The organism is Turicibacter sp. (assembly GCF_017941855.1).
GTDB lineage: Bacteria > Bacillota_I > Bacilli_A > MOL361 > Turicibacteraceae > Turicibacter > Turicibacter sanguinis.
Genome location: NZ_JAGAVR010000049.1, coordinates 1 through 25,125, shown reverse-complemented (window position 1 = coordinate 25,125; position 25,125 = coordinate 1). Strand labels below are relative to the sequence as shown.

General features: G+C 32.1%; 24 protein-coding genes. 4 read left to right on the top strand and 20 right to left on the bottom strand.

Translation table 11 applies throughout. From position 1 onward, the window contains the following. Positions 1-134: 134 nt before the first annotated feature. Complete coding sequence (locus J6D32_RS06870; RefSeq protein WP_006785219.1) at positions 135-533, bottom strand: GtrA family protein; 399 nt, start codon at positions 531-533, stop codon at positions 135-137. Positions 534-691: 158 nt separating this feature from the next. Between J6D32_RS06870 and J6D32_RS06865 the strand changes: the two genes are divergently transcribed. Beyond that, the gene (locus J6D32_RS06865; RefSeq protein ID WP_006785218.1) at positions 692-1,942 is read left to right on the top strand and encodes an HD domain-containing phosphohydrolase; all 1,251 of its coding nucleotides are present in this window, start codon (positions 692-694) and stop codon (positions 1,940-1,942) included. 38 nt (positions 1,943-1,980) lie between these two features. Here J6D32_RS06865 and surE read toward each other — a convergent pair whose 3' ends face one another. The 6 genes from surE to J6D32_RS06835 all read right to left on the bottom strand — a co-directional run bounded on the left by surE (position 1,981) and on the right by J6D32_RS06835 (position 8,019). After that, complete coding sequence (gene surE, locus J6D32_RS06860) at positions 1,981-2,697, bottom strand: 5'/3'-nucleotidase SurE (RefSeq protein ID WP_006785217.1); 717 nt, start codon at positions 2,695-2,697, stop codon at positions 1,981-1,983. A 12-nt stretch (positions 2,698-2,709) separates the two neighbouring features. Beyond that, positions 2,710-3,651, bottom strand: coding sequence for a DHH family phosphoesterase (locus tag J6D32_RS06855; RefSeq protein WP_006785216.1), 942 nt, complete (start codon positions 3,649-3,651; stop codon positions 2,710-2,712). A 117-nt stretch (positions 3,652-3,768) separates the two neighbouring features. Further along, positions 3,769-5,088, bottom strand: coding sequence for an ABC transporter substrate-binding protein (locus tag J6D32_RS06850; RefSeq protein ID WP_006785215.1), 1,320 nt, complete (start codon positions 5,086-5,088; stop codon positions 3,769-3,771). A gap of 111 nt (positions 5,089-5,199) precedes the next feature. Next, positions 5,200-6,042, bottom strand: coding sequence for a carbohydrate ABC transporter permease (locus J6D32_RS06845; protein ID WP_006785214.1), 843 nt, complete (start codon positions 6,040-6,042; stop codon positions 5,200-5,202). A 12-nt stretch (positions 6,043-6,054) separates the two neighbouring features. Beyond that, positions 6,055-6,966 carry a carbohydrate ABC transporter permease gene (locus tag J6D32_RS06840; RefSeq protein WP_009606689.1) on the bottom strand — a complete coding sequence of 304 codons (912 nt, stop codon included), beginning with the start codon at positions 6,964-6,966 and terminating at the stop codon, positions 6,055-6,057. A gap of 9 nt (positions 6,967-6,975) precedes the next feature. Further along, entirely contained in the window at positions 6,976-8,019 is a 1,044-nt protein-coding gene (locus J6D32_RS06835; protein WP_006785212.1) for an ABC transporter ATP-binding protein, read from the bottom strand. Between the two features lie 347 nt (positions 8,020-8,366). Here J6D32_RS06835 and J6D32_RS06830 point away from each other — a divergent pair, with 347 nt between their 5' ends. From J6D32_RS06830 to J6D32_RS06820, 3 genes are all read left to right on the top strand, one after another. After that, on the top strand, positions 8,367-9,392 hold the full coding sequence (locus J6D32_RS06830) for an ABC transporter substrate-binding protein (RefSeq protein WP_006785211.1): 1,026 nt from the start codon (positions 8,367-8,369) through the stop codon (positions 9,390-9,392). A gap of 115 nt (positions 9,393-9,507) precedes the next feature. Next, positions 9,508-10,266 (top strand): ABC transporter ATP-binding protein, encoded by a 759-nt coding sequence (locus J6D32_RS06825; RefSeq protein ID WP_287467447.1) that lies wholly within the window; start codon positions 9,508-9,510, stop codon positions 10,264-10,266. Then, positions 10,250-11,068 carry an ABC transporter permease gene (locus J6D32_RS06820; protein WP_006785209.1) on the top strand — a complete coding sequence of 273 codons (819 nt, stop codon included), beginning with the start codon at positions 10,250-10,252 and terminating at the stop codon, positions 11,066-11,068. The genes J6D32_RS06825 and J6D32_RS06820 overlap by 17 nt, the downstream gene beginning before the upstream one ends. Before the next feature lie 31 nt (positions 11,069-11,099). On the opposite strand, the gene J6D32_RS06815 is transcribed toward J6D32_RS06820, so the two are convergent. The 13 genes from J6D32_RS06815 to eno all read right to left on the bottom strand — a co-directional run. Next, positions 11,100-11,483: a hypothetical protein gene (locus tag J6D32_RS06815; RefSeq protein WP_229040187.1), complete on the bottom strand. Its 384-nt coding sequence runs from the start codon at positions 11,481-11,483 to the stop codon at positions 11,100-11,102. Between the two features lie 17 nt (positions 11,484-11,500). After that, entirely contained in the window at positions 11,501-12,628 is a 1,128-nt protein-coding gene (locus tag J6D32_RS06810) for a DHHW family protein (protein ID WP_287467446.1), read from the bottom strand. Between the two features lie 12 nt (positions 12,629-12,640). Next, positions 12,641-14,056, bottom strand: coding sequence for an MBOAT family O-acyltransferase (locus J6D32_RS06805; RefSeq protein ID WP_129821672.1), 1,416 nt, complete (start codon positions 14,054-14,056; stop codon positions 12,641-12,643). 73 nt (positions 14,057-14,129) lie between these two features. Beyond that, positions 14,130-14,657 carry a DUF4358 domain-containing protein gene (locus J6D32_RS06800; RefSeq protein WP_006785205.1) on the bottom strand — a complete coding sequence of 176 codons (528 nt, stop codon included), beginning with the start codon at positions 14,655-14,657 and terminating at the stop codon, positions 14,130-14,132. A gap of 171 nt (positions 14,658-14,828) precedes the next feature. Further along, positions 14,829-15,230, bottom strand: a complete 402-nt coding sequence (locus J6D32_RS06795; RefSeq protein ID WP_006785204.1) for a hypothetical protein — start codon at positions 15,228-15,230, stop codon at positions 14,829-14,831. A 116-nt stretch (positions 15,231-15,346) separates the two neighbouring features. Continuing rightward, the gene (locus tag J6D32_RS06790; RefSeq protein ID WP_006785203.1) at positions 15,347-16,798 is read right to left on the bottom strand and encodes a phytoene desaturase family protein; all 1,452 of its coding nucleotides are present in this window, start codon (positions 16,796-16,798) and stop codon (positions 15,347-15,349) included. Positions 16,799-16,897: 99 nt separating this feature from the next. After that, positions 16,898-17,365: an SsrA-binding protein SmpB gene (smpB, locus tag J6D32_RS06785; RefSeq protein ID WP_006785202.1), complete on the bottom strand. Its 468-nt coding sequence runs from the start codon at positions 17,363-17,365 to the stop codon at positions 16,898-16,900. A 26-nt stretch (positions 17,366-17,391) separates the two neighbouring features. After that, entirely contained in the window at positions 17,392-18,882 is a 1,491-nt protein-coding gene (locus J6D32_RS06780; RefSeq protein WP_006785201.1) for a CapA family protein, read from the bottom strand. A gap of 36 nt (positions 18,883-18,918) precedes the next feature. After that, positions 18,919-21,264, bottom strand: a complete 2,346-nt coding sequence (gene rnr, locus J6D32_RS06775) for a ribonuclease R (RefSeq protein ID WP_006785200.1) — start codon at positions 21,262-21,264, stop codon at positions 18,919-18,921. Positions 21,265-21,456: 192 nt separating this feature from the next. Further along, positions 21,457-21,687, bottom strand: coding sequence for a preprotein translocase subunit SecG (gene secG / locus J6D32_RS06770; RefSeq protein ID WP_009606382.1), 231 nt, complete (start codon positions 21,685-21,687; stop codon positions 21,457-21,459). Between the two features lie 58 nt (positions 21,688-21,745). After that, on the bottom strand, positions 21,746-22,720 hold the full coding sequence (locus J6D32_RS06765) for a sodium:calcium antiporter (RefSeq protein WP_006785198.1): 975 nt from the start codon (positions 22,718-22,720) through the stop codon (positions 21,746-21,748). Between the two features lie 227 nt (positions 22,721-22,947). Further along, entirely contained in the window at positions 22,948-24,060 is a 1,113-nt protein-coding gene (locus J6D32_RS06760) for an AI-2E family transporter (RefSeq protein ID WP_006785197.1), read from the bottom strand. 486 nt (positions 24,061-24,546) lie between these two features. Beyond that, a partial coding sequence (gene eno, locus J6D32_RS06755) for a phosphopyruvate hydratase (protein ID WP_503004035.1) occupies positions 24,547-25,125 on the bottom strand: 579 nt, incomplete at its 5' end.

The window sequence follows — 25,125 nt, the reverse complement described above, 5'->3', positions numbered from 1 at the left end:
TAAAAGTTATTTGTATCAGGCTATAATCCTTTATAGACTCAGCAGCGGTGGATTGTTCGCTCCCCCGAGGACTCCCTGCCCACCAGTTGAGGATAGCTACGAGCTCGCCTGAGGCTTACTACGTAGCCGGGTCCCTACTTCTTAAGTGCGAATCGTACCATGAAGAAGTTGATGATCATGGCGATTGGGAATACGAGAATTGGTGCAAATGATTGGTTGATTCCGATTGCAAGGAATATGTTTAGTAAGATCATTTGAACAAAATAGTTGATTAAATGTGCGCCAGCAAATTTGATTCCATTTGATGCACTTGCTTCTGTTTTGAATGTAAAGGCTGTTGAAGCAAAGTAGTTAAAGATAAAGCTGATAATATATCCTATTGTAAAGGCAATATTGGCATTTACAGAAATTCCATATTCAAGTGCTAAATACACTCCGTAATGAATAACTGTTGCAAAACCACCAACGATTACAAACTTAATAAATTGAAAAATCTTTTCATTTTGTTGTAACTTATCTAATACAGTTTTCATTATAATTTCCTCCTGCTTATCATTTCATAATAATTTTACACGTTAATTTTAAATTTGAAAAGAAAGAAAAATCCCCTTATCTGCATACTATACATTTTTTTACATTTAAAATACAAATTATGATAAAATATTTACATGAATAGACGCGGAGGATACAGATGAACAACTTTACATTTAAAGACATTATGTTAGTTTTTCAAAAATGTTTTAACTACATTGATACTAGATTAGACCGACACTGTGAACAAGTAGCTTTTCTTTACTGGAAAACTCTTCAACATACAGGAAAATATACTGAGGAAGAGCTCGTTAACCTTACTCTCATTGCTTTATTCCATGATATTGGTACTTATAAAACAAAAGATTTTAGTGAATTTCTTTATAATACTTCACCAAATCCACATCTGCATTCAATCTGTGGTTCTTTATTTATTAAATATTTTTCACCTTTATCTCATTTATCAGATATTATCCTCCATCATCACGATTCTATAATAGAATATGAAAAACTAGATTTTCCTTATAAAGATGAGACTATTCTCTTAAATCTCCTAGATAAGATATCATTATTTATTCATCGTAAATCATATATCACAGATGAAGCCTTGAAAAAGATTTTACATTCTCCTCTAAACTCTTCCCTTCTCGACTATTTTAAAGAAGTTAATCAATCAGAAGAATTAATAAGCAAAGTAATAGATGGGCGATATTTAAAGGAATTATATCATTTTTTAAATCATTTCGAGCCCTCTAAAGAAACAACGATGGAATACGTTAGAATGATGATGTATATGATTGATTTTAGAAGTGAGAGTACGCTCATCCATACTATAACAGTGACTAGTTTATCAAAGATTATCGCAATAAAACTAGGACTTGATGATGAAGTGGTAACGAATCTTGCATTTGCAGCGACGATGCATGATATTGGAAAAATCGCTACTCCCATCGAAATTTTAGAAAAACCAACAAAACTTACTTCTAGTGAGATGGAAATTATGAAACAACATGTTACGATTACATATGACATTTTAAATTGTATCTGTTCTAAAGATATCGTTGAAATGGCAGCTTATCATCATGAGAAATTAGATGGTAGCGGTTATCCTTTTGGTTTAAAAGATCATCAACTTTCAATTCCGGTTCGCATTATTAGTATTGCTGATATTATGAGTGCTCTCCTTGGCGTGAGAAGCTATAAACAAGAATTTCCAAAAGAGAAAATTATCAATATTTTAGAGAACTTAGCACGTGACTATAAAATTGATGCTGATATTGTAGAATTTATCGTTACTCATTACGATACTTTAGTTTACGAATTAAGTATTGATTCTAAACCTTATCTGGACCGCTATACAGATTTAAAAAAAGAATATCAAGCTTTATTTAAACAAAAAATAGCATGTTAAAAATCCTGAGAAAAAATCTCAGGATTTTTTATATTAAATTAAAATAATTTTTGTAATTCTTTTATTTTATCATCATCATCTAGCTTAATTTTTAACGGAGTAATAGTAATATAACCTTTTTGAATAGATTTTACATCTGTATCCTCAGATTGTTCAATATCGATAAATGGACCTGATAATTTATGGCCACCATCTTCTTCAACATAAACTTCATCATAACGTGTAACTCCTAAACTTGCAACTTTAATTCCTTTAGGTTCCGTTAATGAAGGGAAATTAATATTAAATGTAATATTTGATTCTAATTTTTGAGAAAATAGCTTTTCAAATAGTTGAGGCAAATATTTTTTTACTACCTCAAAGTTTGACTCTGTTGTTGATACAGCAATAGAAGGATATCCACAAAGATTTGCTTCAAGCGCACCCGATACTGTTCCTGAATATAAAACATCAGTCCCAACATTACGTTCATCATTAATACCTGATAAAACCAAATCGGGTTGAATCTTCAAATGACCAAGGGCATATTTCACGCAATCAGCTGGTGTCCCATCAATTCCATAAGCCAGTTTGGTATAAGGAATTGATTCAATATAAGCTTTTAAGGGACGGCGCATTGTAATTCCATGTCCTACTGCACTATTATTTTGATGAGGAGCAATCACATAAATATCACCAAATTTTGATGCAATTTCAGCTAAGGCTGCAATTCCTGGCGCTTTTATTCCATCATCATTTGTAATTAAAATTTTCATGACATCATCTCCTTAGTTATTTTGAGCTAATTCATCCAAGTCAGCAATCATCGCATCAACAGTTTCCCAATCCATTACACGAGCACCTGCTGCTTGCACATGACCACCTCCGCCATATTTTTTAGCAATTTCATTAACGGCTGCCCCACTTGAACGTAAATTAACGCGAATATCATTTCCTTCAGCATTTTCAACAAAAAATGCCCAAATTTTAATTCCTTCAATGTTTGCCAACGTATTAACGTTAGCTGAAGCTGCTAATTCATTTACGTTTAAAGATTGTAATAATTCATCTGTTAATTTTAAATACCCAACACCATGAGCCGTTTCTTCAAAGTTACAAACCGCATAACCTTTAAAACGTGCTAATTCTTTAGATTGTGTATACATTTTTGAGTATAACTCTACCATATCAAAATTATATTTTAATAATTCTGATGCATAACGGAATGTTTGCTCACTTACTCCACGGAATAAGAAGCGTCCTGTATCTGATACAATTCCATTGAATAAGCAACGAGCACCGTTATCATTTGTTTTTAAATTATTCTTAACTAATAAATCTGTAATCATTTCACAAGTTGATGTATAACTTGTATCAATCCACTCAATATCTGCATATTCATCGCTAAATGGATGATGATCGATTTTAATTTTGAAAGCACCTAATTTCCAACGTTCATCTGAAATACGTGCTGCGTTCGATGTATCTGTAATGATAACTAAAGCATTGTTATATAGTTCATCTTCAATTTCTTCTGTATGACCAATGTAATTTAAATAAGCTACTTCCTCGCCTACAAGGTAAACTTTCTTCCCCTCAAAACTTTCACGAATGATTTCAGCTAATCCAAATGATGAACCATATGCATCTCCATCTGGAATGACGTGACGGTGAATAATAATTGTTTCAAATTCTTCAATTTTCTTTAAAATCTCTTGTTGAATTGACATATTGAACCTCCTAATATAAAAATGATTACCTACTTTAATTATACGTCAAATTATGACACTCTATCAAATTATAAAGAAAAAATAGAGGTAGAAATTCTACCTCTATTCATAATCAAATTATTTTAATTGATTTAAGGCATCTTGAACTGCTTGTTCAGGAGATACTCCATTTAATACAACTTGCTCAACAGCTTGACCAACTGCTGTACGTACATTGTAAGAAGAGAATGTATCAGTGAAGAATGATGGATCATAGAAGAAAGCACTATCTTGAGATGGTCCTACAATTTTCGTTTGATCATTAGACTCTGTTACATATGCTTGATAATCTGCTGAATCAATAACTGATTGGCGGATTGGTAAGTAAGAAGTATGAGTTGCGAAGTATAAATTTCCTTCATATGAAGATAAGTATTTTGCAAATTCATATGCTGCATAAACTTCTTCAGGAGTTTTATTTTGGTTAAATACTACAACGTTAGTTCCTTGTTGAATAACAGCTTCAGTTTCTTTAGAAACTTGAGGAATTGGTGCTACCCCAACTTCGAATTCAGCTGAAGCAATATGAGAATAACCAGCAGAAGAACCAATATACATTTGAACTAAATTACTCATGAATGGACCAGACATGTATTTATCTTCTCCAGCTAAACGCCAGTATCCAGCATCAGTATTACGTTGCATTAATGTTAAAGCTTCAATAGCTGCTTGTGCATTATCTTCTGAGAATAAAATGTCACCTTTAGAATTTGTATATTCTCCACCAAATTGCTGAACCATTGTAATGAAGTAGTTTTGTGATGAATCATGACCGAATGCTGGTTTACCAGTTAATTCAGTAATTTTAGCTGAAACAGCTTCAACTTCTTCCCAAGTTGTTGGAACTTCTAATCCATTTTCTTCGAAGAATGTTTTGTTATAGTATAAAACTTCTGTTGATTTGTTGAAAGGTAAAGAATAGAATTTTCCACCTTCATATTGGCTATTTTCTGCACGATAAGCTTCAATAATATCATCAAAATCAGAAATTCCAACTTCTTTATCATTAATATAATCATCTAATGCTACAACTGCACCTGATTGTAAATATTCTGCAACCCAATCAGGATATGCTTGTGAAATTGCTGGAGCTGAACCAGATTTTAAAGCAGCTGTTGTTTTAGTTTTTAAATCATTGTAAGCACCTTGATAAACTGATTTTACAGTAATTCCTTTTTCAGCCCCAACTGTCGTATTGAATTGCTCTACTAATGCATCTACTGCTTCTTGATTTGTTCCTGACATTGCATGCCAGAATTCGATTGTTACAGGTGATTCAATTGTAGTCACTAATTCAGCTGTAGATTCATTAGTTGTTCCTGTGTCTTTCCCACTTGAACAAGCTACTAAAGTTGTTACACCAGCTAAAAGTGATAATGATGTAAATAATTTTTTCACTTTGTAGTCCTCCTACTCACAATTCATTGAGTTATTTATCTATGTATAAAAGGATTATCTCCTTTAATACCCCATTTAATACCTACTTCATAATAATTTAGTATACAAGGACTATCCTTTTAATCCTCCACGAGTTACCCCACTGATAATGTATTTCTGTAAGAATAAGTAAATAATCACAACTGGAACAATAATGATTGTTGCAGCAGCCATTTGTAAATGAACTTGTGATCCTGATTCATTTGTAAAGTGAGTTAACCCGATTGTTAAAACACGCATACTATCTTTATTTGTAATTAATAATGGCCATAAGAATGCATTCCAGCTTGCGATAAAGTTTAAAATACCAATTGTTGCGACAGCACTAATCGTATTTGGAATAATGATTTTCCATAAGTATTTCCAATCGCTACATCCATCAATTTTTGCTGCTTTATATAATTGTTCTGGAATTTGCATAAAGTATTGTCTTAATAAGAAGATATAGAAGACATTCGCAATATATGGAAGAATTAATCCTTTGAATGAATCAATCCATCCTAATGCTGATACAGTTTGATAGTTTTGGATAATTAACATTTCACCTGGAACCATCATCGTTGCTAATAATAAAGTGAAAATTGTGTTACTTCCGAAAAATTTATAACGTGTAAACGCAAATGCTGCAAAAATTGTTACGAAAATGGTTAATACTGTATTTCCAACTGCTGAAATAACAGTATTTTTAAAATAAACATCAAAAGGTGCCATTTCCATTGCTGTTTTATAATTTTCAAATTGGAAAATTTCAGGTAATAATTTTGGTGGAACAGCAATAGATTCTGAATATGTTTTAAATGATGTTAAAATCATGAAGATGAATGGGAAAAGCATGATAATTGCTCCAAGTGATAACGCAATGTAAATCAATACTTTAGCCCATGTTGAGGTAACTTTTTTTGTATTACTTTCCATTGAGCACACTCCCTATTTGTAATGAACTAACTTCTTACTTAATACCATTTGTACAAGCGTTACAGCTAAAATAATAACGAATAAAATAATTGAAGCTGCTGCAGCTTTATGTACTTGTGATGAACCATAGAACATATCATAAATGTAGTATACAACCGTCATACAACTATTTGCAGGTCCTGGCTTTCCACCAAATAACGCAAATACTTCATTATACACCTTAAAACTTCCGATGACTGAAGTCATTGTTAAGAAAAATACAGTTGGCGATAATAAAGGTAATGTAATACGAGAGAATACTTTCCATTTAGGTGTTCCATCGATTTGCGCTGCCTTGTAATATTGTGGATCAATATTTTGTAATCCTGATAAGAAAATAACAATCTTAAAGGCTAGTCCACTCCAAATATTGAAGATGATTAATGCCCAAATTGCCATTTTTGGATCATTTAGCCATTGAATTGGATCAACACCAAACATTCCTAAAAACTGATTAATATATCCAAAGTCACTATGGAATAACCAACTCCATACAATCCCAATGGCAATAACTGAAGTTACATATGGCAAGAAATAAATCGCTTGGAAAAACTTACTTGCCTTAATTCCAGTATTTAATAACAATGCAATTGCTAATGCAATAATCATTGAAACCGGAACCGCGATTACTACAATTAAAAATGTATTTTTTAATGCTTGATGGAAACTAGGATCTGTTAAGACGAATTTAAACGTTGCTAAACCGAATCCACTTCCTTCATCTGTATAATAATTATATTTTTCATAGAATCCCATACGGAATGACATAATTAATGGATAAACTACGAAAACAGCTGTAATGATTAATGTTGGTAATAAATACAAATAACCTAAAAAATTGTGTTTGATGGTTGTTCGGGTAGCATTTGATAGTTTTTTATTCATAGTTGCCCCCTACGCTAAACGGTGACCGTTCGTTGCATCGAATAAATGAATATTTTGTTGTTTTACCGTTAATTTAACGATATCTGAAACATTAACTTCATTTTCTGAATCAATTAAGCAGCGAACTTTTTGTCCATCGATTGTTACTGTCATTAATTTGTCACGTCCAATTACTTCAACCATAACAACTGTTGCATCAACACCATTTTCTTGTGCAAGGCGCCATGACTCAGGACGAACTCCAACAATTGCATCTGTATTATTTAAACCAGTTGCATCTCCTAATACAGATCCACCAACCATTACTTTTCCATTTTCAATACGTCCATTCATAAAGCTCATTGGTGGTGTTCCCATGAATGAGGCAACGAACTGATTAGCTGGTTTACGATACATTTCTTGAGGTGCTTCTTTTTGTTGTAACACTCCATCTTTCATTAAAACAATTGCATCTGTGATACTCATTGCTTCTTCTTGATCGTGTGTTACGAAAATTGTTGTAATACCAGTTTCTTGTTGAATACGACGAATTTCTTCACGAGTTTCTAAACGTAAACGAGCATCTAAGTTTGATAACGGCTCATCTAATAATAAAACGCGAGGTTTTTTCGCAATAGCACGTGCGATTGCTACACGTTGTTGCTGACCACCTGATAATTCTCCAGGTTTACGATCCATTAAGTGTCCAATTTGAACTAAATCAGCCATTTCTTGAGCAATTTTTAATGCTTCTGCTTTTGGTACTTTAGCATTTTCAAGTGGGAACATGATATTTTGGCGTACCGTCATATGTGGATATAAAGCATAGTTTTGGAATACTAATCCAATTCCACGTTTTTCTGGTGGTAAATCCGTTACATCTTCGTCACCGAAATAAATACGACCACTTGTTGGTTTTTCTAATCCAGCAATCATATAAAGTGTTGTAGATTTTCCACATCCAGATGGTCCTAAAAGACCAGCAAGTGTTCCATCTTCAATTGTTACGTTTAAATTGTTAACTGCCGTAAAATCTCCAAAGCTTTTGGTAATGCCCTCTAATCTTACTTCCATCGAACTAACCTCCAAAATTATGCATCCGTTTTGCGACTTGTTTTTATATGGATACTTTGTAAAAATTCTCATTTACTATTTCTATTAGAAAAATAACATCCAAACAGTATTCTAATGAATTTTAGTATCACAAGTCAATGGAATTTATGTTAATTTCTAATTAATTTTATCTATTCTTGTCGAAATTACTTTATTTTATTCTTTTTCCTCTTACAATTATGCCCAATCAAGCAGACTTTATTACTTAACTCAAAAAATTTTTAATACTTCGTGTGCACACATTCGCCCAAGTTAAAATATGATGTATTAGACCGAGAGTTAAAATTTCGGCAAATAGGAGGGCTAATATGAAATCAATTAAACGTGTTACTTCGTTTTTAGGATTGATGGCACTTGCAACAGCTACATTAGTTGGATGTAACAAGTCATCTGATGAATTAACTCAAATCAAAGTTGCTGAGGTAACTCACTCTGTTTTTTATGCACCACACTACGTTGCCATTAGTGAAGGATTCCTAGAAGAAGAAGGATTAGAAGTTGAATTAATTAATGCTGGAGGTGCTGATAAAGCAATGGCCTCTTTACTATCAGGCGATGTGCAAATTGGATTTATGGGACCTGAAGCTTCTATTTATGTCTACAACGAAGGTGGAAAAGACCTTGCCATAAATTTTGCACAAATCACTCAACGTGATGGTAGTTTCTTAGTGGCTAAAAATCCTCATGAAAACTTTTCTTTTGATGAAATGAAAGGAACTGAAGTCATCGGTGGTCGTAAAGGTGGAGTGCCTGAAATGACACTTGAATATGTCTTAAAATCACAAGGTCTTGATGCTCGTCCAGACGATAAAACAGCAGAAGTTAATGTGCGTACTGATATCTCATTTGATGCCATGGCAGGAGCTTTTACAGGACTTGACGCTGAATATGTAACACTTTTCGAACCATTAGCAACAACTATGGAAAAAGAAGGTAAAGGTTACATCGTTGCATCAATTGGTGAACTAGGTGGTGACATTCCTTATACTTGCTACCAAACAACCGAATCATACTTAAAAGAAAATAGTGATGTCATCCAATCATTTACAAATGCTATTTATAAAGCGCAGTTATGGGTTTCAACACATACAAGTGAAGAAATTGCACAATCAATTCATCAATTTTTCCCTGATATGGAAATTGAGGACTTAGTAACAGTTGTTGAACGTTATCAATCTATTGATGCCTGGGCAACTGATCCTGTTTTAAAAGAAGATAGCTTAAATAACCTAATGGATGTTATGGAATTAGCAGGACAACTTGATAATCGTGCGCCTTATGAAACAATCGTCGATACAAGCTATGCTGAAAATGCAATTAATAATATCAAATAAAAAGATTTACTCCCTAATCAAAATAGGGAGTAAATCTTTTTTGATATTAGGTACCCTTTATTCTTTTACCTAATATTATAAAGTAGGACATATGAGAAAATGGAGGTGACCTTATATGTCAAAAATTCTAGATGTGAGCCATGTTTATAAAGATTTTTACTCAGTTGAAGAAGAGCGAAATATTATAAATGATATCACCTTTTCAGTTGAAGAAGGTGAAATTTTAGTCTTACTCGGACCTTCAGGATGTGGAAAATCTACAATTTTAAACATGATTTCTGGCTTACTAGAACCCACAAGTGGAGAGATTAATACCTATAACAAAAAAATCGGATATATGTTTCAAAAGGATCATCTATTTGAGTGGCGAACTATTATGAAAAATATCACCTTAGGCCTAGAAATTCAAAACAAATTGACAGATGAAGCAATGGAAGAAATTAAGCGATTACTACAAATTTATGATTTATGGGATTTTAGAAATAATTATCCTCGGGAGCTTTCTGGTGGGATGAAGCAACGTGCTGCCCTAATTAGAACACTGGCATTAAACCCTGATATTTTATTACTAGACGAACCCTTTTCAGGACTTGATTATCAAACAAGATTAATCGTTACCGATGATATTTATAAAATTATTAAAAGTGAAAATAAAACAGCAATTTTAGTAACCCATGACATCTCTGAAGCTATTTCAGTAGCAGACCATGTTGCTGTCTTAAGTCATCGTCCAACGACAATAAAAAGCATGCGTCCGATCAACTTGACACTTGATCCTGAAAAAACACCTTTAAGCTCCCGAACTGCTCCTGAGTTTAAAGATTACTTTGATTTATTCTGGAAGGAGTTGCAAAATGATGAAGAAACAAATTAATGGAACTCCTGGCTATCAAAAATACTTAAAAGACCGTAAAAAAGAGGCATTCAATATTCACTTTCTTCAAATTTTTCTACTCGTCGCTTTCCTAATTTTTTGGGAAGTCGGCGCTCAACTAGGATTTATTGATGATTTCTTATTTAGCAAACCATCAGCTGTTTGGAATATTCTCGTCAAATATGTTTCAAATGGAGAAATCTTCAAACATCTTGGTATTTCATTATATGAAACAATTGTTGGTTTAATTATCGGGACCTGCTCTGGATTATTTATTGCTATTTGCTTATGGTGGTCAGAAAAACTTGCCAAAATTTTCGATCCATTTCTTGTCGTACTAAATGCTTTGCCAAAAACAGCTCTTGCGCCCATTTTAATCGTTTGGGTCGGAACTGGAGTAAAAGGGATTGTCGTCATCTCGATTATTACCTCTATTGCTGTCACTATTTTATCTGCCTATAACTATTTTTCAACAGTTGATGAGGATAAGATTAAACTTATGAAAAGTTTCGGAGCTAGTAAGTTTCAAATTTTAACGAAACTCGTCTTACCATCAAATACAAGTAATATGATTAACCTGTTAAAAATCAATATTGGTATGGTCTGGGTCGGGGTTATCGTTGGGGAATTTATCGCTTCTCGTGCTGGACTTGGATATTTAATCGTATATGGTGGCCAAGTATTTAACTTAAGCCTTGTTATGATGGGAATCTTAGTCCTTGCAATCTGTACACTTTTAATGTATCAACTTCTAGGCTACTATGAAAAAAAACTTAAAAAACGCCAAGGAGCTAATAAATAAAAATAAGGTGATTCTATGTGCTAGAATCACCTTATTTAACTTTTAATCGTGCTCTTTTGAGTGAAATATAACCAATTAATGATGTTAATGCCCTATAAAAAAATCCCATTACTTCAAATAATACAATTAACGTTGGCAAGATGAGTTCAACATTCCATTCAAAAGTAAAAACAAATGTTGAAAGTGGGATTAATTGAACGCCAAATAAAGCAATCAAATTAATTATTGTTAGACGCCTTACTAACTTTTGAGGTAAATCTTTAAAATAGCAACTCAGTAATAAAACTGCAATGATTAAACAGACTAATCCATATCCCTTAAAAAATGGCCCATTTAATGATGTTAACCCAAAATAATATCTTAAGCCCATGAATCCCACTAAACAACTTAAACATGACAGATATATTTTCCTCACTAAATGTTCCCCCCCACTTAGTTATAAGACTGTAATTTTATTAAGTTAGGTTCTGATCCAAATGTTGATAAATTATATAAAAACAATGCCTGATCAAATGATTCATCTCTAATATATTCATATGGATTCATATTGAAATATCTTAAATCAATTAAGTGAATTTCTTCAAAATGTAACGCTAAAAATGGTACTAAACTGTGAGCATATGAATCTTTAAACACAACAAGTTTTCTACCGTTATTTATACTACTTTTTACAATGGTTAAAGGCTGATTTCCTCCTAAAAACATTGAGTATTTATCTTTTTGATTAAGGTAATTATAATCGTATAAACCATCTAAACTAACTTCTTCTCCATTCAAACTCACAGAAAAACTCACGTCAGTTTTTGGAATAAAGATATCCATCGAATCAGGTTGTAAATGGTGGTTATTTGCCTTTGAATAATATGTTCCATAAAATGAATCACTGACTTGTTTAATATTAAAATCCTCTAAATGATAAGCTTGTTCACCTATTGCACCCATTAGACTTTGATAAGCATAAAAAGCCCCAAGTGTCGTCCAATGATGATCGGTTTTATAGAAAATATATTCAGATTTATGTGCTTCTAGAACCGAATACACATCAATTAAATCAACTGATAATGTAGCACTTGCTTGTTTAAGCATCAGATTTTGATCATATGTTGGTGCATATCGTGGCAATAACTCTTTATAAATTTCAACTGCCGTTGGAATGAGCATGACTTCTGTATTCAAATAGGGCAACTTTTTATGAAAGGCATTTATTGAATCTAAGTTTCTTATAAAGTATTTTCCGGGCGTCAAAAATTCTTCTAGTAAATAGCCTTGTTTTCCAAAATAAACTCCATTATTTTTCCCCTTTAAAAGTAAACGCTCGACATCAGATTTTACCCCTACCCAATCATCCTTAAATACAAATTGATCCGTCATGTACTCATCAAATCCACTCGTAAATTTTCCTGATGCAAGTCTTTCCCATGTAAACTTAGGAAATTGCTGTAAAGGACGATTTTCACTTTCAGAAATACTTTTATCTGGCGTTATCATATTCCATAAACTTATTCCAAAAATAAAAATTAAAAACATCAAACTATAAACTAAATTCTTAACTTTATCCATCATCCTCACCTCCTAAAATCTAAAGTACAAGAACGGATTATAAGACGAATCAACTAAGTAAGCTGTTGAAATAAATAAAATCGAAAAGTAGATTAATGGCATAATGATTAGTTCAAAAAGCCATTTGAATTTAGACGTGCGTGTGGCATAACCATAAATTAGCTTCATTAAAGGCGTAGAAGCGATAATTAACACAATGAGGGTAATGGCATTAGAAGCTAAGTAAAACAACGTCATCTGATTATAAAGACCTTCTCCTTGCATTCCAAACATAACTTTGAAGTAATTCAATAAATGTTCAAAATTATCAAAAGCGAATAATCCCCATCCGATTAATAATAAGAAGATGGTATAGAAATGACGAATAAAAGCTGGACCTCTATTTAACCACTTCATTAAAAAGGCCTTCTCAATTGAAATAATGCTTCCAAAATAAAGTCCCCAAAACACGAAATTCCAACTCGCCCCATGCCAAAGGCCTGTTAAAAACCAAACAATAAAAACATTTAAATAGGTACGATACTTTCCTTTACGATTCCCGCCAAGTGGAATATAAACATAATCTCTAAACCAAGAACCGAGTGAGATATGCCAACGTCTCCAAAACTCTGTGATACTTTGTGAGATATATGGATAATTAAAGTTTTCTAACAATTCAAATCCAAGCATTTTACCAAGTCCAATAGCCATGTCTGAATATCCACTGAAGTCGAAATAAATTTGAAGTCCGAAGGCCATAACCCCCAACCAGGCAGATAAAACTGTTAAATTTGTGACTTCAGTTGTTGAAATGCTATCCCAAAGCAAACCAATATTATTTGCTAATAAAACTTTTTTCCCAAGTCCAATAATAAATCGTCTGACTCCATCCGCAAAACGTTCGATTGTTTCTTGTCTATGATTTAATTGTTCAGCCACGGTACGGTAACGAACAATGGGTCCTGCAATAAGTTGTGGAAACATTGCAACATAAGCTCCTAAATCAACGATATTCCGTTGTGCACGAGCATCACATCTAAAGATATCAATCGTGTAAGACATTGTTTGGAACGTATAGAATGAAATCCCAATTGGAAGAGCAATGTCTGGAGTTGAAAAAGTTGTTCCAAAAATCGTATTAATATTTGTAATGATAAACCCCGAATACTTAAAAAATGTTAGTAATCCTAAATTAATAATTACTGAGGATAATACCACACGCTTTGCCTTTTTAGGTTGATCTTGATATTTTTCTACAAGTAACCCATGAATAAAATCAACAATGGTTGAGAATATCATTAAAACAACATAAATAGGTTCTCCCCATGCGTAAAAAACTAAGCTCACTAGTAGTAAAATAAAATTACGGACACGTCTTGGAACGATAAAATATAACAACAACGTAATTGGTAAAAAAATAAATAAAAAGACAAGACTACTAAAAACCATCCTTCATCACCACCCAAAGAAGAAAAAAGACTGTTGAAGCATTTAGCAATCAACAATCTTTTTTTCAAAGAAATTATTTTACTGACTCTTCAAATACTTTTACAATTTTGTCTGCTACATCGCTTGTTACATATAATAAATAGTTTCCTTGTTGTTTAATTTGGTTTTCTTGAACTAATTCATATTGATCTGGTAAGTACATTGACCATGTTGCTTCTTGATCAGATAATACTTTTTCAAACCCATCTTTAACACTTTCTGATGCTTTCTCATCTTTAGCTTTTACAACCATAATTAAAGAAGATTTAACATTCATCATTGGTAATAACATATATCCAGATTCAATATCTGCCGTATTAAAATGATCCGCATACATTCCTAACTGTAATGAATCTGTCATATCAATCACTTGAAATCCTGGTAATACACCATCTTGAAGTTGCATATCGTAATCACTTGCTAATGTTTCTTGAATTTTATTCATGATTTCTTCAGGTGTCGCGGACGTATTACTAGCTGATTCTCCTTCTTTTGAATTACTACATCCTACCGCTACAACTGTTACTAATAAAGCCATTAACATCATCTTTAATTTTTTCATAATTGTTCCTCCTAATATTTTGATTCAAATAGAATTCCAAATTTAGCTCTTTACATTAAATTAGACGACCCTATTGCCTATTTTGTTCCAAAAGTTATAGCTTATTTATTATAATTTTAAATAATTATTAATAATTAACAAAAAAAGAGATGAATACTCATCTCTTTTTGATTAAGAATAATATGTTTCTAAAACTTTTAACAACATGCCTTGAGTGATTGTTTGTTCATAAGCCTCTACTTCAGCTTCATAATTTTTGTATAATCTCAACAATGAGAAGAAGATATCTAAATCATCATCTAGTACAAGTGTAAAATAATTTTTTTCGTTTATTTTAATTGTAATTTTTTGGCGGTTAAGATGAGTTAAACGTGAATCAGTTACTTCGTAAACAAATTCAGCTAAATAGATGTTATCTGGTAATGTTTTGACAGAGCCTATTAGCTTAAGTGCATCTTCATCGTATACTTTTGGACTGTTTAAATCAACTGTTATCGTATATCGAATCAATACTGGTTTTTTTATTTCACCTTTAGCAAATTCGATGATTTTAAGAGTTTCACTTTTTAACATACAATCCCCCCTTAACCGTTTTATAATGCTTTTAGGTTTGGCATTAATTTATTATAACATAGTTTACCACTCGTTGGTGCTTGATTTCGTCTACATCAAAAATTATATGTTTTAAATTATAAGATATGCTTATCAATTTCTTCTACGACAAGCTTAGCACTATTTAAAACTAATGAAATCCCTGTTCCAGGATGATTAGAAGCACCAACAAAAAATAAATTATCATACTTTTCACTTCGATAATGAGGTCTAAAATAATTAGTTTGTAATAGATGATGCCCTAGTCCAAAAGCACATCCCTTAACCTCACCAAACTTTTCTTCTAAATCTTTCGGCGTCAAAAATTGTTCCACTTCAATCCATTGCTGTAGATTCTCACAATTTAAAACCTCTTCTAAAATATGATAAATTTTTTGTTTTAACAGGATTACGATTTCATCATTCCAAGAAATATGTGACGTTAAATTAGGAACCCTCATCATAATATTCAACGATTCACATCCTTTAGGGGCCATTGAAGAATCCAATCGACTTGGGCAATAAATATAGACAGATGGTTTATCAGGTAAATTCCCCTTGAATACTGTCTCAATATTTTTCTTAAATTCATCGCCTATATAAATATTATGAACATTTAGTTGAGGTAATTCTTTTTTAATACCAAGATATAAAATAAAGGCTGAACAAGATAACTTATCTTTATTTTCTAACAACTTATCTTTTAATTCAAAACCATTACAATTGACTAAAAAAAGATCAGCTTTATCTAATTTTTCTCCTATTTTAACCCCTTTCACATGTTTACCTTCCGTCACTAACTCCGTTACTTCCTGGCTACAATAAATTTTACCACCCAGTTTTAAAATTAAAGACTCTAACCTTTGTACAAAGGCGTACATTCCCCCTTTAAAGTATGGTAACCCATACAGTTGAGTAACGCCTGGAAGTAAGCTATATGTACTTGAACTATCGAATGGAGATGACCCAATATACATTGCCTGAAAATATAAATAGTTTTGAAGAATCTCACTTTCAATAAATTGAGAGACATAATCTTCAGTCGTTTGAAGAGGATGAATTTTAAAGATATTTTTCATATTTTCTAAATTAAAAAATTCTTTCTTTTTTTCAAAAGATTGAGTCAAAAAATTCTCTTCAATCAGTTGATATTTCTGATAAATATCTGTCATCAAATTCAAATAGCCGATGCTATCTTTTTTAGAGATAGATTCTAATGTTTGAGTCAACTGTATCAAATTAGTACTAAAATCTAATTTTTCCCCCTTAGCGCTAAAGACTCGATACAAAAGCTTAGGCGAAAGCATTTCAAGCTCGTTTTTTAAATTTAAATCGTCAAAAAGTTGCGAGAAATTTTGAGGAATTAGAGATAAAGAAGCTGTCAAATCGAATGTGTATCCATCTTGATAAAACTGATTTACAACCCCGCCGACTCTTTCATTTTTTTCGTATATGACGACTTCATAACCTTTGCTTAACAACCTTAAAGCGCTGGCTAATCCTCCTATTCCAGCACCAACAATAATAACTTTTTTTTGTGCTTCAATCATCTGTAAACCGCCTCTCAGTTTATTGTTATTATATTTATTTGTTAATTTTTAAAAATCATGCAAAAAAGACCCCAAGCTTAAGCTCAAGGTCTTTTTCAATTAATACTTTTGACGGTCTTTCAATGCTTTTTCAATTTGACGATTTGCATCTTTGGCCTTTAAATCTTGACGTTTATCGTAATTTTTCTTCCCTTTTGCAATACCAAATAATAATTTCGCATATCCATCTTTAATGTATAACTTTAATGGAATAAGTGAATAACCACCCATTTTTTGTGTTCCAATTAATTTTGCTATTTCACGTTTGTGTAATAATAGTTTTCTTGTACGTAATGGATCATGATTAAATCGATTTCCTTGTTCATAATGAGAAATGTGCATATTATGTACAAAAGCTTCATTACGATCAATACGAACAAATGAATCTCTTAAATTGACTTTACCGGCACGAATCGATTTGATTTCAGTTCCTTGCAGCACAATTCCCGCTTCAAATGTTTCTTCAATAAAATAATCATGTCCTGCTTTTTTATTTTGCGCAAGCGTTGATCCCACACCTTTTGGCATTCTTACACCACCTTTAAGCTCTCCAACTAATTTTCATCGTAAGTAATGTAATCTACAACATCAACTACATTCGAGTAATTTTCCATTAAAGCTTGAACCGTTTCAAAATAATCACGTTGATCAGATTCAACTAATGGAACTAATTGATAATTAACTGTTCCATTTTCAGCATAGTTATAGGTTGGCATTAATTGAGGTTGCGAAATTTCAATTTTCACTTCATCACCAATCGTTGTTTTAATAATATCAAACTTTAAAATTCCACCTACTAATTTAGCAAGTCCTGTTTGACCTGAAATAAAGTTACCTAATGAATACGCAACTAATGTTTCATTTCCATCACGTCCAACCAAGATATCAACAGGTTGTAAAACATGAGGATGTTCACCTAAAATAACATTTACACCTTGATCTGCTAGCCACTTGGCTTGTTCTAACTGTGTTTCATTTGGTGTATCTTGATATTCAGTACCCCAATGCATTGAAACCACGATAACATCTGCAACTTCTTTAGCTTTTTGAATATCTTGTTCCGCTTGTTCATAACTGAACTCATTAGCTAAATAAGGTTTATCTTCTGGAACCCTATATCCATTAAATCCGTAAGAATATGCTAGTAATGCTAATCTAATTCCATTTTGTTCAATCACAGGGATTTGATCACGTTTTTCTTGTGAATCAGTTGATCCAGCTGAAATAATTCCATTTAAGGTTTGCCAGTATGATTCAGCCAAAATCACGCCATTTTCTCCCTTATCTAATGTGTGATTATTAGCTCTTGAAAACATATTGAATCCAATGCCAACAAGATCTCGAACAATTTCATATGGACTATTAAAGTTTGGATATGAAGATAATCCAATCTCTATACCTCCAATATTTGACTCTTGATTTGCAAAAGCAAAGTCTGCTGGTTCAATATATGATTTTACATTTTCAAGTAATGGAGAAAAATCAAACAAATCTCCTTCTAATCTAAAATCATTAAATACGGTATCATGTAGTAAAATATCACCTACAGCAACCATAGAAGCTTTATAGACACGTATTTCGGGTCCTAAAGAAAAGCTAATATCAATACGCTGTTTAATAGGATCTGGTTCATAATAAACTGCAAATCCAGGCTTTACATCATTTGAGTACATTGAGTCATGATAATTGACTTCATTTGCTGTAATTAATCCCGTAGCAATCAATTCATCTAGGTAGGCTCTAATTTCTGTTTCTGTGTTTTTTGAGACATCTCTTCCTTTTGATATCGTTAATTTAACATCACAAGTCTCCTCATTTTCACATTTTTGTTGATCAACAACGATCCCATAATCCACTTCGTCTGAATAAATATAATCATAAATAATATTTATATCATTAGCAGCTTCATAATGTAAAACACGCTCAACATCCCATCCTTCCATATTAGGACGAACAAAAAATTGAGCTAAAACTAATAAACCAACCATGACGAATAGGAACAAAATGACATTGAACCACTTAATACCTTTTAACTTCTTCATCATGATTTACCTGCACCCTTTCACTAATTAGCCAAACTATTATTTATTAGATTTTTTTTGACTATTACTTTTTTGATTCGAAAAGTTTTTTGAACCTTTATTATTTTTTCTTTTTGGTTTCTTATTATCATTGAAACGATCAGATGATTTTTTATTACGATTATTTCTCGAATTTGATGATGAAGATGTTTTAGGTTTGCCATCTCTTCTTCGATCATTTGCTCCTGATGCACCTCGTGTATCAATACGTTTAAATGAACGTTTAGGACGGCTCTTACTCATACCAACTAATTGGAAGTCAATAGTTCTTTCCTCTTTACTTGCAGCTACTACAACAACTTTTACAACATCCCCAAGTTTGTACATGGTTTTCGTACGACGTCCAATTAATGCTAAATTATCTTCATCAAATTCATAATAATCATCTGTTAAATCATTTACATGAACTAGCCCTTCTACCGTATTTGGTAGTTCGACATACATTCCCCATTTCGTAACAGATGAAATAACACCTTCAAACTCTTCGTCAATAAATTGTGTCATATACTCTGCCTTTTTCATATCCTCCACTTCACGTTCTGCATCGATTGCATCACGCTCACGTTTTGAAGTTTGAAGACCAATTTCAGGCATAATAGTATTATAATATGTTAAAGTCTCATTTGATAAGTCCTGTTCGAACAAATATCGACGAATTAATCGATGAACAATTAAGTCCGGGTAACGACGAATCGGTGATGTAAAGTGAGTATAGAACTCTGCAGCCAATCCAAAATGTCCTAAACTTTCTTCACTATATTTTGCTTTTTGTAATGAACGAAGCATCATTGTATTAATTGCAGCATGCTCAGGTTTTCCTTGTACGGCTTCCGTAATCATTTGCAATGCTTTTGGATGAACATGTTCTCTTGTTCCTTTAATCTCATAACCTAAAGCACGAGCTAGCTTATAGAAACGCTCTAATTTTTCAGGTTTTGGATGTTCATGAACTCGATAAATAAATGGAACATCCATCCAATGGAAATGTTCAGCAACTGTTTCATTAGCTGCTAACATAAAATCTTCAATAATGCGCTCTGCGATCCCACGGTCACGAAGTTCAACACCTGTTGGAAAACCATACTCATCTACAATAATTTTTGCTTCATCTAAATCAAAATCAATTGATCCACGATCATGACGAGCTTTACGTAGAATTTGAGATAACTCATACATTAGATGGAAATTTGGTACTAACGCTTCATAACGATTTAAAACCTCTTGATCCTCACCCTGTAAAATCAAATTCACATTGTGATAAGTCATACGTTCTGTTGTATTAATTACAGAAGGGAAGATTTCATGGTTAACCACTTCACCTTTAGGTGAAATCTCCATTTCACAAGTAATCGTCAAACGATCAACTTGAGGATTTAATGAACAAATTCCATTTGATAAACGATGTGGAATCATTGGGATAACGCGGTCAACTAAATACACACTAGTCCCTCTAAAATACGCATCACGATCTAATGGAGACCCTTCGGTTACATAATACGAAACGTCTGCAATTGAAACACCTAATAAATAGTTTCCATTATCAAGCATTTTTACATGAACAGCGTCATCTAAGTCTTTAGCATCATCGCCATCAATTGTAACAATGGTTTCACCACGTAAATCACGACGACCTTTATAGCTGTCTGCATCTAATTCCGTAGGAATAGCAGCAGCTTGTTCTAATGCATCCTTTGAAAATTCAGGTACAATGTCATATTTATAAACAACAGATAAAATATCAATACCTGGATCGTTTTTATGTCCAAGAATTTCTAAAACTTCTGCTTTAACAACATTATTTTCTAAGTAGTCAACAATCTTAACACGGACTTTATGGTCGCGAACAGCCCCTTTACTTTTATTTTTAGGAATTGCTACAACAGCATGATAACGTGAGTTGTCTGGTTTAACATAACCTACTTGTTTAATTTCATAGTAAGTCCCAATAAACTCTTTCATTCCACGTTCTAAAACTTGAACGATTTCTCCTTCTAAACTATCACCTTTAGAAGATGGTAAGATTTTAACTAAAACCGTATCTTTATGTAAGGCTCCATTTAAATCTTCATTACGAATATAAACGTCATCCATATCATCTATTTCAACAAACCCAAATCCTTTTGGATGAATAGAAATAATTCCTTTATAAAAACCTAATTCACGTGCTAAATCATAACGATCATTTTTTGAACGTACGACAACCCCTTCATCTTCAAGGGCTACCATTAATTTAACGAATTCTTTAAAAGCTTCTGTTCCTTCAATTTGTAAATAATCTACTAACTCATCAATTGTCATTGCTTCATAATGACTTGATCCTAATAACTCTAATACTGTATTGCGCAAATAGCACACCTCCAACTCATAACTACTATTCTATCATACTCGGTTAAATATTTAACCATTTTTTAGAATCCGAGAATACAAAGTTCTCTTGTATTTGACCTATGTTTAGTTTGTACCAATATTATATAATTTATTGCTACTACGTATTTTGACATTAAAAAAACTCATATTCTTCGAATATGAGCTAGTATATTATTTCATAAAAATAATTAGTCCTAAAACGATAAAAATAATTGAACAAATATAAGTTGCACGAACAATATAAGCTTCTGCTCCACGTTCTTTTTGATTCTTGAATAACTCACTATTTCCACCTGTTAATGAATCGCTTAATCCCTGTTTAGAACTTTGTAATGCAACTAAGACAATTAGGATTACTGAAACAATCATAAATAATACGTCTACAACACCTAAACTAAACATCCTAAACCCTCCTTGTATATATCAAAACTGTATCACATCTATTATACAATTTCAACCATTATTTCAAGGATGTCGTAATATAGTAACAATAAACTAGAATAATCAAAACAGAAGGAATTGCGTATAAAAATTTATTTTTAATCTTAATACCAAATAACACAAAAGCTAATACAATAGATTCTGCCAAGCCAACAAAAACTAACAATGAATTGGAGATATCGGCAATTTCAAAGATATTACCCGAGAAATATAAAACATCTGTCAAAGCAATAATTCCAAAATTAAACAAGTTACTTCCAACAATATTCCCAACTGCAATATCATAGTTACGCATTCTAATTAAACTAATTAAACTAGTCATCTCAGGTAATGATGTTGCCACCCCTAAAAAGATTGCTCCCACAAAAGATGAACCAACACCAGTCTCCCTTGCAATGTTATCTGTCGTAATTGAAACTAATAAACTACTGATCACAATAACAATTGCAAAGAATACGAAGCGTAAAATTAAGTTAAGCATTGATTCTGATGGATTTGGCAAATCGCTACTTTGATTGTCGTTAGACTCTAAATTAGAAGCTAATTTTAAATTTAAATAATATAACACCGCAATAGAAATAGATGCTGTTCCAACATGTCCCACCTGTGTAATCGTTGGACTAAAAAACGTAAATAAAATAATAATATAAATACTACAGTTAATAACATTTGTCATCGTGTTAGAGCGTCCTATGTTATTAAATAACATGTGCTTAATAAAAACAATATTTCCAACCGCTAAAATAAAAACATTAAAAGCATTACTTCCAAGAATGTTTCCGAATGCTAAATCTGGGTTATTTAACATCATTGTTGATGAAATACTTGTAATCAATTCTGGTAAGGATGTAACCCCAGCTAATAAAATTCCTCCTATTAAAGCTCCCCCGAGTTTAGTTCTCTGATCAAGTTCATCTACACATTCTGAAATTTTAATTGATGAAAAGACGACTAAAAACGATAATCCCACATACTGCAATAATAACAATCCCATCTAACAACTCCTCCTACAATCATTACTTCATTATTTACATAAGGTAAAGTAGATTTCTTATCTATAAACTCTATGATTAACTAAACAATTATATGTAGAAAAGACATGATTTTTTGAAGTTTGATTATTTTTGCATATATAAGGCCCGAGACTCATTTATAATGGTGAAATATATTTTTGTTTTAATATAGAAAAGGTCATTCCATGATTATGAAATGACCTTTAAACTAATTCAATTCATTATTTTTTTTACTACGGTATTCAAAATAGACGTCTTTACTATAACGTAAGATAATTTTTATAATACCTGCAATCGGAATAATGAAAATCATCCCAATTACCCCAAAAATTTGTCCTCCAATAATAATAAGTGTTAACAAAATAATTGGATGAAAGTCTACTGCTTTAGAGAACACAAGTGGTTTAATAAAGTTTCCTTCAATAAAATTAAGTGCTAATACTCCGATAATGACATACACTGGCGTCCAAATCGAAACTGTTAAACCAAAAAGAGCAGCTGGAATCGTACCAATAATTTGTCCCACATAAGGAATAATATTTAAAAATCCAATTAAAACACCAAATACAACCGCGTTATCTAATCCAATTAAGGCAAAATAAATAGATGCAATTATCGATAAAGCAAGTGATACTGCTAATGTTCCTGACACATATCCCCTCACAACTTCTTCCGATTCTTTTAAAATATTAAAAAATTGAATATGACGGTGAGTTATTAAATAGTTTTTAATTCGATTACGCAGTTCATAGAAGTTATTTAAAATATAGTATAACAAAATAGGAACTAGGAATAACATCCCTATAATCATCGTAAAACTACTACTTGCACTTGATAACCAACTACCTGCTCGTGATAAAAATGATGAAAAAAGGGTAAAGAATTTTGAATTTTCACTAAACAGAGAACTAAAATCAAACTTATAAATATCAATATAATCTAGATTTAAATTAGAAATAAGAAGCTCCACTTTTTCAATCAACATTGGCATACTATTAAGTACTTCTTGAATATTAACAATTAAATACGGAATTAAGCTAAAGATAGCATAAAATAACCCACCGACAATTGAAACAAAGGTTACAAGTATCGCGTATGAACGTTTAAAATGTAAGCGACAGAAGAAATCGACTAATGGATTGAGTAAATATGCTAGAGAAATCGCAATAATAAATGGGCTAATAATTAAATTTAATGCTGAAATAACAGGTTTAATAATCGGAAAACATATTTTAATAACCTGAACCCCAACTAAGATCCCAATTAATAAGACAACTCGATTAATCAATTTAAAATTCAAAGTTTCTTCTGATTTTTTCATTTGTCTCATCCTTTCAATCATGTCATATATTTTTAACAATTTTAAACTGGTTAAACACTCTAGAACTGTATATTGAAATAAAAATTTCTTCCTATCAGTTGCGGATTGTTTTTCACACCAAATACTAGCGAACCTATATTATATAGATTAATTCCATCCTATGGTAATTTTTATTAAAGCAGTATTCTATTGTCTAAAGGTTAATTCACCAAAGGTGTAATAAAATCAAATGGAATCTCTCCCATTTAAAAGGTATCTTCTACTAATAGGTCGCATTTTTTCTAAGTATAGAAGACTTATATATAAGTATAGTTTAGCATATTTTGTTAAATCCACAATTATTTTGAAAATGTTTTTTTGTCAAAAAAAGCCCATCTAGATTTAGTTACCTAAACCTAGATGGGCTTCAATATATGTGCATGATTAATTAGGTTATAAATCCCTAACTTAAAAACAATCGTGTGCGATTTAATTTAATAAATTAAATTATTTTTTTAAGTTATAGAAAGATTTAACTCCGTTGTAAACAGCTTGTTGTCCTAATTCATCTTCGATACGTAATAATTGGTTGTATTTTGCAATACGGTCTGTACGAGACATAGAACCTGTTTTGATTTGTCCAGCATTTGTAGCAACTGCGATGTCAGCGATTGTAGCATCTTCAGTTTCTCCTGAACGGTGAGATACAACTGCAGTGTATCCAGCTTTCTTAGCCATTTCGATAGCTTCGAAAGTTTCAGTTAATGTACCGATTTGGTTAACTTTGATTAAGATTGAGTTAGCCACGTTTTTCTCGATACCTTCAGCTAAACGCTCAGTGTTAGTTACGAAGAAATCGTCTCCAACTAATTGAACTTTATCTCCGATTTTTTTAGTTAAATAATCCCATCCAGCCCAGTCGTCTTGGTCTAAACCGTCTTCGATTGAGATGATTGGATATTTTTCACATAATTCAGCGTAGAAGTCACATAATTCTTCAGATGTGAATACTTTTCCACCTTCACCAGCTAAAACGTATTTTCCATCTTTGTAGAACTCAGAAGAAGCAACGTCCATAGCGATCAT

What these genes read in the sequence shown, in the direction of transcription:
- J6D32_RS06870 (WP_006785219.1), bottom strand. Translation starts at nt 533, where the DNA reads ATGAAAACTGTATTAGATAAGTTACAACAAAATGAAAAGATTTTTCAA.
- J6D32_RS06865 (WP_006785218.1), top strand. Translation starts at nt 692, where the DNA reads ATGAACAACTTTACATTTAAAGACATTATGTTAGTTTTTCAAAAATGT.
- surE (WP_006785217.1), bottom strand. Translation starts at nt 2,697, where the DNA reads ATGAAAATTTTAATTACAAATGATGATGGAATAAAAGCGCCAGGAATT.
- J6D32_RS06855 (WP_006785216.1), bottom strand. Translation starts at nt 3,651, where the DNA reads ATGTCAATTCAACAAGAGATTTTAAAGAAAATTGAAGAATTTGAAACA.
- J6D32_RS06845 (WP_006785214.1), bottom strand. Translation starts at nt 6,042, where the DNA reads ATGGAAAGTAATACAAAAAAAGTTACCTCAACATGGGCTAAAGTATTG.
- J6D32_RS06840 (WP_009606689.1), bottom strand. Translation starts at nt 6,966, where the DNA reads ATGAATAAAAAACTATCAAATGCTACCCGAACAACCATCAAACACAAT.
- J6D32_RS06835 (WP_006785212.1), bottom strand. Translation starts at nt 8,019, where the DNA reads ATGGAAGTAAGATTAGAGGGCATTACCAAAAGCTTTGGAGATTTTACG.
- J6D32_RS06830 (WP_006785211.1), top strand. Translation starts at nt 8,367, where the DNA reads ATGAAATCAATTAAACGTGTTACTTCGTTTTTAGGATTGATGGCACTT.
- J6D32_RS06825 (WP_287467447.1), top strand. Translation starts at nt 9,508, where the DNA reads ATGTCAAAAATTCTAGATGTGAGCCATGTTTATAAAGATTTTTACTCA.
- J6D32_RS06820 (WP_006785209.1), top strand. Translation starts at nt 10,250, where the DNA reads ATGAAGAAACAAATTAATGGAACTCCTGGCTATCAAAAATACTTAAAA.
- J6D32_RS06810 (WP_287467446.1), bottom strand. Translation starts at nt 12,628, where the DNA reads ATGGATAAAGTTAAGAATTTAGTTTATAGTTTGATGTTTTTAATTTTT.
- J6D32_RS06805 (WP_129821672.1), bottom strand. Translation starts at nt 14,056, where the DNA reads ATGGTTTTTAGTAGTCTTGTCTTTTTATTTATTTTTTTACCAATTACG.
- J6D32_RS06800 (WP_006785205.1), bottom strand. Translation starts at nt 14,657, where the DNA reads ATGAAAAAATTAAAGATGATGTTAATGGCTTTATTAGTAACAGTTGTA.
- J6D32_RS06795 (WP_006785204.1), bottom strand. Translation starts at nt 15,230, where the DNA reads ATGTTAAAAAGTGAAACTCTTAAAATCATCGAATTTGCTAAAGGTGAA.
- J6D32_RS06790 (WP_006785203.1), bottom strand. Translation starts at nt 16,798, where the DNA reads ATGATTGAAGCACAAAAAAAAGTTATTATTGTTGGTGCTGGAATAGGA.
- smpB (WP_006785202.1), bottom strand. Translation starts at nt 17,365, where the DNA reads ATGCCAAAAGGTGTGGGATCAACGCTTGCGCAAAATAAAAAAGCAGGA.
- J6D32_RS06780 (WP_006785201.1), bottom strand. Translation starts at nt 18,882, where the DNA reads ATGATGAAGAAGTTAAAAGGTATTAAGTGGTTCAATGTCATTTTGTTC.
- secG (WP_009606382.1), bottom strand. Translation starts at nt 21,687, where the DNA reads ATGTTTAGTTTAGGTGTTGTAGACGTATTATTTATGATTGTTTCAGTA.
- J6D32_RS06765 (WP_006785198.1), bottom strand. Translation starts at nt 22,720, where the DNA reads ATGGGATTGTTATTATTGCAGTATGTGGGATTATCGTTTTTAGTCGTC.
- J6D32_RS06760 (WP_006785197.1), bottom strand. Translation starts at nt 24,060, where the DNA reads ATGAAAAAATCAGAAGAAACTTTGAATTTTAAATTGATTAATCGAGTT.